Consider the following 7,498-nt stretch of genomic DNA (forward strand, 5'->3'; position numbering starts at 1 on the left):
GTGAACCGCCGCGACCGTGGTCAGGGCTTCCTCCATCCGGGCCACGGTGGCAGGGTCGGTCAGGAGCCGGACCCGGTCCAGTGCCTGGGTGATGATGGTCGCGGACCGGGACGGGACCTCCCCTCCCGCGAATGCTGCGGCGAGTTCCTCGTGAACGGCTGGGATTGGCTGGCCGGTCAGCCCAACCCGTGGCAGAAGTTCCCCGGCAAGGCAGAGGCGGCGGTGCGCCTCTGCGGTACTGATCCGTAGACGGTCCCGCAGGAAGTCCGTGGTCCGCCGGTACCCGTCACCTTCCGGCCCGGGCGTGGAGCGATCACAAGCATCGGCCGCGGCGGCCTGGGTTCGCGTTCGGTCGACCGCTCCCGCAGCAACAACCTGCAGGAACTCCACCGCCCGGGCGAGCTCCTCCACATCCCCGGCGAAAGCCGCCGCCTCAGCGAAACCCAGGACCCCGGCGTCGTCGACCGCCGCCGCGCAAACCTCCCGCAGCGAAGCGGCGATATCCCCCAACGCAATACCGCCGCGCCCGCCAGCTACCTGTCCGGGGACCGGTAGAAACGAAACCGCAGCCTTTGCGTTCATGGGTTAATCCTGCCCCCGACCTCTGACAATTGATCTCGCCCAGGCGGGCCGCATGCGCCCGCCACCGACCGGCCAATGAGCCAGTAAAACCGAAACCACAGCCGGTGCGTCCATGACCCAATAGTCTCGCCGACCCCTGACAATTAACCGGGCCTCAAGGACCCGCAGAAGAAATCCGACGACGTGACTCCCTATGACCTCGCGTGCGCCTCCCCGGAGTCACGCCGTACTGCCCGCGTGGCAGACTAGCGATATGGACAGCTCAGCCGCTCCCCTGCCCGACGCCCCGCAGCCAACCCCCACGCCGGACACGCAGGAAAAGCAGGAGAACCCCTACTTCGGGCCGCGCCGGCCGCACGGCCCCCGCGATCCGGGCGACGCCTGGGTGGAGGGCGACAAGGGGCGGTTCTGGGGCCGGTTCGGTTCGGCCGGGCTATTGGTCCACGACGCCGGCAAAGGCATCCTCCTGCAGCACCGTGCCACCTGGAGTGACCAGGGCGGCACCTGGGGCCTGCCCGGAGGTGCCCTGCACCAGGGCGAGGACGCGGTCAACGGTGCACTTCGCGAAGCGAGAGAGGAGGCCGCGGTGCCCCCGGAGGCGGTGGAGGTGCTGTTCACGTCCGTGTTCGACGTCGGCTACTGGACCTACACGACAGTCGCCGCGCGAGTGATCGAGCCTTTCGACCCGGCGATCAGCGATCCGGAAAGCCTGGATCTGCAGTGGATTCAGCCGGCCAACGTCGATGAGCATGAGCTGCACCCCGGCTTTGCCGCCGCCTGGCCGGAACTGCGCCGGCGGCTTGAGCAAGCGTCCTAGAACCGGCGAACGATTAGAAAAGCTCGCTTAGCGCCCGGGAGTCTCGAAGGCGGAGAGGATGCGGCCGAGGTCGTGCTGCAGGTGGGTCCAGTTCTCCAGATCCTCCGGCAGTGCCTCGCGCTCGATCTTGTGCGCAGCGTCCAGCGCGGCGGTGCCGGCGTCCGTCAGCGCCACGGAGAACTGCCGGCGGTCGCGTTCGTCGCGGGTGCGGGTGACCAGACCGGAGTCTTCCAAGCGGCCAAGGACGCGTCCCAGCGTCTGGCTCTGCACGGCAATGCGCCGCGCCAGTTGTTCCTGGTTGAGCGGTCCGGCCGCGAGGCCTTGAAGGGCAATGACGCCGGCGTGGGTGAGCCCCAGCGCGGCAAGGGCGTTGTCCTTGCGGCGTTCAACAACCCTGGCGGCCATTGACAGCAGTTGGTCGGTCCGCCATTTTCTGGAATCGGGGGCGGCGCTCATGCCAGGCACCCCGGGAGCGGCCGCAAACTGACCTCGCCCACCGGCGCTGCGCCCGTGGCTGCGCCCTCAAATTCCCATGTCGCTCCGGGAATGGCGTTCATAGTACCCATGATGCCTCCCTCGCTTCGGTTGACCAGCAGGAAGCGAAGCCGTCATTGCCCGCATCCGAGTTCCACAATAAGCATGCTTACTATGAATCGCAAGTTTACTTATTATCGCGGGCCTGCGGCGGTGAGCCAAGCATGCCCACCGACGGGAAAGTATCGGGGCACGGCCGCGGGAAACGGCGAACGACGACGGCGGTCGCGGCTGCCCGGCGACGGCTCGCCGCCGCGGGATTCAAAGGGCAACCACACTCACCAGCGCGTGTACGCATCGGTCGGGGACGGGCGGTACCAGCGGCGGAGCCGGCGTCGGTCGGCAGGCTCGAACGGCATCACTCTGGAGCGCGCGGTTTCAGCAGCGAAGCCGCCGCCGTCGTCCGGATGCCGCGGACCGCCTCAGTCAGCGGAAGCAGCCACCGGGGCCGAGGGGCGGCGGCGGTAGAGCCAGATCAGGCCCAGAATCGGCAGCAGCAGCGGGATGAACCCGTAGCCCCGCCCGAACAGGGACCAGACGGTCTCGTGCGGGAAGTTCACGGCGTCGAAGAGGCTCAGGGCCCCGACCACCAGCACGCCGACCAGTTCCACCACCACGGCCGTGACGGACACCTTGAACCAGGTGGGCCCGGGCTTCGCGAGGGAAATGGTCGCCACGATGTAAACCACCGCGGCGAAGGCGGACAGCAGGTACGCCAGCGGAGCCTCGGAGAACTTGGTGAGGATCTGGTAGCCGGCCCGCGCGGTCGCGGAGAGGGCGAAGATCGCGTACACCGCGATCAACAGCCGCCCCGGACCGGTGTTGCGGGTGTCCTTCGCGGGCCGGTTGGACCGACCCGTCCCGGCCGGGCGGCCAAGCCCTCCGAGCCGGCCCCCACGGGCCCCGCGGCCCCCAAATGCCCCGGAGGTGTCCGTTGCCCCGCCGTTGTCCGCGGTGCCGGTTCCCCGCTCTGAAGCCGCCATGTTCTTCCTCGCCTCTTTCACGTCAGTACCAGATCTGATTCATCCGGGCGGCCATCACCAAGGCCGTCACGCCCACGGCCGCCAGCACGAAGTTGCTCCACCGGGTGCGTTCGGCGATGGCCCAGTACACGGCCCCTACCGGCAGCAGCAGCGCCGTGAACAGGTAGCCCCAGAACTCCCACGGCTCCCCCGCGATGTGCTCGCCCGAGACCACGCGGATGATCGACCCCACCAAATAGACCAGCAGGGCCAGCTCCACGGCGGCCACGGAGAGAATGGTGGTGTCGTTCGGGGCCTTCTTCAGGATGCCGGCACCGGCGCAGAGCACGGTGGAGACCAGCCCCACCACCAGGATGATGTAGAAATACGCGTCCACCCTCAGGCACCCGGCTTTCCGGTGTCCGGGGCGAAGACCAGCACGGGCTTGGCGTAGTTGCCGGCGTCGGAAAGCAACGCCACGAGGGAGCCGTCCGGGGCAAAGGCCGCCGCCGGATTCTCCGCCGTCGCGGCCTCCGGTGAACCGGCCGGCGCACCGGCGGCGATCCGCCGGCCGAAGGAAAGTTCGACAGTCTCCTCGTCGCTAAGTTCGCGGTTGGGCATCAGCGCCCGCGCGGCCTGCGACATTTCCAGCAAGTCCAGCTCCTCGGCGAGCTCCTCCAGGCTGTGGGCCTGGTCGAGGCCGTAGGGCCCCACCTGGGTGCGGCGCAGTGCTGTGAGGTGGCCGCCGACGCCAAGGGCGGAGCCCAGGTCGCGGGCGAGGGCGCGGATGTAGGTGCCGGAGGAGCACTCGACGGTGACGTCCAGGTCCAGCACTGCGCCGTCGGCGCTGCGCCGGAACTCGTGGATCTCGAAGCGGTGGATGGTGACCGGTCGGGCGGCGAGTTTGACCTCCTCGCCGGAGCGGACGCGCGCGTAGGCCCGCTCGCCGTTGACCTTGATGGCGCTCACGCTGCTGGGGACCTGCTGGATTTTCCCGGTGAGGGCGGCGACGCCGGTACGGACGGCGTCTTCGGTGACCCCGGCGGCGCTGGTGCGGCTGACGACCTCGCCCTCGGCGTCGTCCGTGATGGTCGACTCGCCCAGGCGGATGGTGGCGGTGTAGGTCTTGGACGTCCCAACGATGTAGGTCAGGAGGCGGGTAGCCTTGTTGACGCCCAGGACCAGGACGCCCGTGGCCATCGGGTCCAGGGTGCCGGCATGGCCCACCTTTCGGGTACCGGCGATCCGCCGCATCCGCCCAACCACATCGTGGCTGGTCCAACCCTGCGGCTTGTCTACTATCACCAGTCCAGAAAGCACGCCTCCCAGTATATCCGCGACACACCGGCCTCCCGCCGCCCGGGAGTCGGCCGTGCGCAGCACCAGCACAGCACCGGGAAGCCGCCGGGAAGCCACAGCCGGCAGGCACCGGCCCGGCGGCTAGGATGGCAACCATGCCAGAGCTAGCCGCCCATGTCCGCGATGTTCCCGTCAACCAGATCCGCGAGATCACCGAGGCCGCCTGGCACACCCCCGGCGCGATCGTGCTGAGCATCGGCGAGCCGGGCTTCGCGCTCCCCCGCCACGTCCTCGAGGCCGGCATGGCGTGCCTGGACCGGGACGAAACCAACTACACGCCCAACGCCGGGATTCCCGCGCTGCGGGAGGCATTCGCCGCCCGCTTCCGGGAGCACAACGGCGTCGACGTCGGCGCGGATCGCGTGTACGTCGTCGACGGCGCCCAGCAGGGCCTGCACTTCGCGATGAGCCTGTTGCTCTCCCCCGGCGACGAGATCCTGGTGCCCAACCCCGGCTACCCCACGTTTGCCATGACCTCCAGCCTGCTGCACGCCGTCCCGGTCCGTTACCCGCTGTACCCGGACCACGCCTTCCAGCCGCGGATCGAGGACATTGAGGAGCTGATCACCCCGCGGACCCGGGTGCTGGTGCTCAACTCCCCCTCGAACCCGCTGGGTGCCGTGCTCAGCGAGGACCTCACGCGGCGGCTGGTGGAACTGGCCCGGAAGCACGACCTGTGGATCATCTCGGATGAATGCTACGAGGCCTTCACCTACGACGTCCCGCACGTCAGCCCGGCCCGGTTCGACAGCGACGTCCCCGGCGAGGCCCGCGTCTTCACGTCGCTGACGCTCTCCAAGACCTACGGGCTGACGGGCCTGCGGATCGGCGCGCTGATCTGCCCTCCCGGCCTGGAGCAGCAGATGAACAACGTCATGGAGGCGATCGTCTCCTGCGTGGCCTCCCCCTCGCAGTACGCCGCCCTGGCCGCGCTCACCGGCCCGCAGGACTACGTGTCCCACGCCCATGCCCACTACCGGACCAACCGGGACGCCGCCTCCCGGGTCCTGGACGCGAAGGACATCCCCTTCCTGACCGCCCAGGGCGCCTTCTACCTGTGGGCGGACATGTCCCACGTCAGCGGCGGCAACGTCCGGGCCTGGGTGCGGCGTTTCCTGGCCGAGTCGGGGGTTGCCTTCGCCCCGGGAACCGCGTTCGGTTCGATCGGCGAGGGCTGGATCCGGATCGCCTTGTGCGGCGGCACCGCGGAACTGGTCGAGGGGCTGGAGCGGCTGCCCGGCAGGGACCGGTCCGGGGACGACACGGCCCCGGAGTCCCTACCGCGGGATGCGGCCAGGCAGTAGCCTGACCCGACACGTCCCAGCCGCCGGAGGCGGGCAACGACAAGGAAAACGGAGGCGGCCATGTGGTGGCAGGACCTGTTGTGGGGCATCTGGAACGGGCTGACGGCCTGGATCATCCTGATCGCCCACGTCTTCGGGGCGTGGAAGGAATTCCCGTTCTACAACACGGCCCGGGCCGGCAACTGGTATGACTTCGGTTTCCTGCTCGGCATGGGGTCGCCGCTGCTGGGCCGCCTGGGCGCCCGACGGCGGCGCTGACGCGACGCGCCAGCGGTAGCGACAGGACCGGTCAAAGCACCGCGGTCAGAGCACGATCTCGTTCTCGTCCGGAACCTCGGGTGCGGCCGACGCGGTAAAGGACAGGGTGACCACGAAGTGCCCCTCGGCGCAGGTGCGGGCGATGATCGCCCCGGCGTCGCCGGCCAGTTTCACCCCGAACTGCAGTTGCAGGTGTTCCGGGGCGAGTTCGCGCATCACCTCGGCGGCGGCGCGGGCGGCCGGGCGGACCGCGGCCAGGGCATCCTCGAGCCGGCGGCCGGCCTCCAGCACCCCGATCTCGTTCCGGGCCGGACGCTCGACCCCGAAGCTGCCCTCGTCGACCTCCACCAGCACGGTCCCGGATCCCACCTCGTAGCGCAGGATCTCGGTCACCGCCGGCTCCTTTCGTTCCGGCCGGCCAGCGCCCCGTCCAGCCAGGACCGCAGCGCGGCCGCCGGGGGCGCCCCGGCCTGGCGCGCCACCACCGTGCCGTCGATGATGACCAGCATGGTGGGGATGGCCTGCACGTCGAAGCGGCGGGACAGGGCCGGGGAGGTGTCCACGTCGACCTTGACGAGTTTGACCTGTCCGGCCCGCTCGCGCGCCAGCCGGTCCAGCACCGGGCTGACCATGCGGCAGGGGCCGCACCAGGCGGCCCAGAAATCCACCAGCGCCGGCACCGATGACTGCTCAGCGATCGCGGCGAAGTCCGCGTCTCCGGCGGCCACGATCCAGGGCAGGTCTTGCCGGCATTTGCCGCAGCGGGGGTGGCCAGCCACGGCGGCGGGGATGCGGTTGGTGGCGCCGCAGTTCGGGCACGTCACCAGCGCCGTGGTCATGGCCTGCCGCCGTCGTTCGGGTGCCCCGGAGTCATGGTTCCATGGGACCCTCCGGGCGCCGGAGCGCCTAGGGTCCAAAGGCCCCGCGGGCGGCGGGCGGCCAGCCCCGGATACGCCTCCGGCCGGACCCGCAAACGGGTCCGGCCGGAGGTCCGGGGCGTGCCGGGACTACTTGTTGCTGTCCTCGTCGATGTCGCCGCCGGCGCGGAGATCGTGGTTCTCCTCGTCGAAGTCGTCCTCGTCAAAGTCCTCGTCGTCGAGTTCGACGTCGTCGGGGATGTCGCTCTTGTACGGGTCGGCGTCGCCGGCGTGCTTGGCGCCGGCCGCGAGGGCCGCCACCTCGGCGTCGCGCTTCTTCGCCTCGCGCAGCAGTTCCTCGAGGTTTGAGGCCACCACGGGGATCTGGTCGGCGACGAACTCCAGGGTCGGAGTCAGCCGGACGGTGATGTTGCGGCCGACTTCCTGCCGGAGCACACCCTTGGCCTTCTCCAGACCCTTGGCGGCATCGGCCTGCGCCGTCTCGTCGCCGAACACGGTGTAGTACACCGTGGCGTGCTGCAGGTCATTGGTCACCCGCGCATCGGTCACGGTCACGCCTTCGAGCCGGGGATCCTTCACCCGTCGGCCCAAAGCCTCCGCAACCACAACCTTGATCCGCTGCGCCAACTTGGCAGCCCGTGCGGGATCAGCCATTTCCACTCCTAAAAAAATTTGGATGTACGACGGCGCCGAAACGGTCGCCGTACAAGTGCCGGTTTGGTGCCACGCGCCTAAGTCAAGCCTACGACGGACTCCCGTTGGATTTTTTCCGGCGGCCTGGGAGTGGCATCGGGCCTGTCGGAG

11 protein-coding genes are annotated in these 7,498 nt (G+C 69.4%); 3 read left to right on the forward strand and 8 right to left on the reverse strand.

Features of this window, described 5'->3' with window-relative positions; all coding sequences use genetic code 11:
- Nucleotides 1-582 (reverse strand): DUF222 domain-containing protein (locus AB0305_RS22045; RefSeq protein ID WP_366174035.1); only part of this gene is annotated, 582 nt, incomplete at its 3' end.
- Between the two features lie 253 nt (nucleotides 583-835).
- Here AB0305_RS22045 and AB0305_RS22050 point away from each other — a divergent pair.
- Nucleotides 836-1,399: an NUDIX hydrolase gene (locus AB0305_RS22050; protein ID WP_290258350.1), complete on the forward strand. Its 564-nt coding sequence runs from the start codon at nucleotides 836-838 to the stop codon at nucleotides 1,397-1,399.
- A gap of 27 nt (nucleotides 1,400-1,426) precedes the next feature.
- On the opposite strand, the gene AB0305_RS22055 is transcribed toward AB0305_RS22050, so the two are convergent.
- The 4 genes from AB0305_RS22055 to truB form a co-directional block, all read right to left on the reverse strand.
- Nucleotides 1,427-1,855: a MarR family transcriptional regulator gene (locus AB0305_RS22055; protein WP_290258351.1), complete on the reverse strand. Its 429-nt coding sequence runs from the start codon at nucleotides 1,853-1,855 to the stop codon at nucleotides 1,427-1,429.
- Between the two features lie 500 nt (nucleotides 1,856-2,355).
- Nucleotides 2,356-2,916, reverse strand: a complete 561-nt coding sequence (locus AB0305_RS22060; RefSeq protein WP_364137153.1) for a hypothetical protein — start codon at nucleotides 2,914-2,916, stop codon at nucleotides 2,356-2,358.
- 22 nt (nucleotides 2,917-2,938) lie between these two features.
- Entirely contained in the window at nucleotides 2,939-3,292 is a 354-nt protein-coding gene (locus AB0305_RS22065) for a hypothetical protein (RefSeq protein ID WP_364137151.1), read from the reverse strand.
- Nucleotides 3,293-3,294: 2 nt separating this feature from the next.
- Nucleotides 3,295-4,215, reverse strand: a complete 921-nt coding sequence (gene truB / locus AB0305_RS22070; protein WP_364137149.1) for a tRNA pseudouridine(55) synthase TruB — start codon at nucleotides 4,213-4,215, stop codon at nucleotides 3,295-3,297.
- A gap of 134 nt (nucleotides 4,216-4,349) precedes the next feature.
- On the opposite strand from truB, the gene AB0305_RS22075 reads away from it, so the two are divergent.
- Together AB0305_RS22075 and AB0305_RS22080 are read left to right on the forward strand one after the other, a co-directional pair.
- Nucleotides 4,350-5,558: a pyridoxal phosphate-dependent aminotransferase gene (locus tag AB0305_RS22075; RefSeq protein ID WP_364137147.1), complete on the forward strand. Its 1,209-nt coding sequence runs from the start codon at nucleotides 4,350-4,352 to the stop codon at nucleotides 5,556-5,558.
- Between the two features lie 60 nt (nucleotides 5,559-5,618).
- Nucleotides 5,619-5,816, forward strand: a complete 198-nt coding sequence (locus tag AB0305_RS22080; protein ID WP_290258355.1) for a hypothetical protein — start codon at nucleotides 5,619-5,621, stop codon at nucleotides 5,814-5,816.
- A gap of 45 nt (nucleotides 5,817-5,861) precedes the next feature.
- Here the strand turns inward: AB0305_RS22080 and AB0305_RS22085 are convergent, their stop codons facing one another.
- From AB0305_RS22085 to rbfA, 3 genes are all read right to left on the reverse strand, one after another.
- Entirely contained in the window at nucleotides 5,862-6,209 is a 348-nt protein-coding gene (locus tag AB0305_RS22085) for a CU044_2847 family protein (RefSeq protein WP_364137145.1), read from the reverse strand.
- Nucleotides 6,206-6,655 (reverse strand): thioredoxin, encoded by a 450-nt coding sequence (gene trxA, locus AB0305_RS22090; RefSeq protein WP_364137143.1) that lies wholly within the window; start codon nucleotides 6,653-6,655, stop codon nucleotides 6,206-6,208. Before trxA ends, AB0305_RS22085 begins: the two co-directional genes overlap by 4 nt.
- Nucleotides 6,656-6,823: 168 nt before the next feature.
- Nucleotides 6,824-7,348, reverse strand: coding sequence for a 30S ribosome-binding factor RbfA (gene rbfA / locus AB0305_RS22095; RefSeq protein WP_364137141.1), 525 nt, complete (start codon nucleotides 7,346-7,348; stop codon nucleotides 6,824-6,826).
- Nucleotides 7,349-7,498: the final 150 nt, after the last annotated feature.

The sequence above is a fragment of the Arthrobacter sp. NPDC080086 genome (assembly GCF_040702285.1).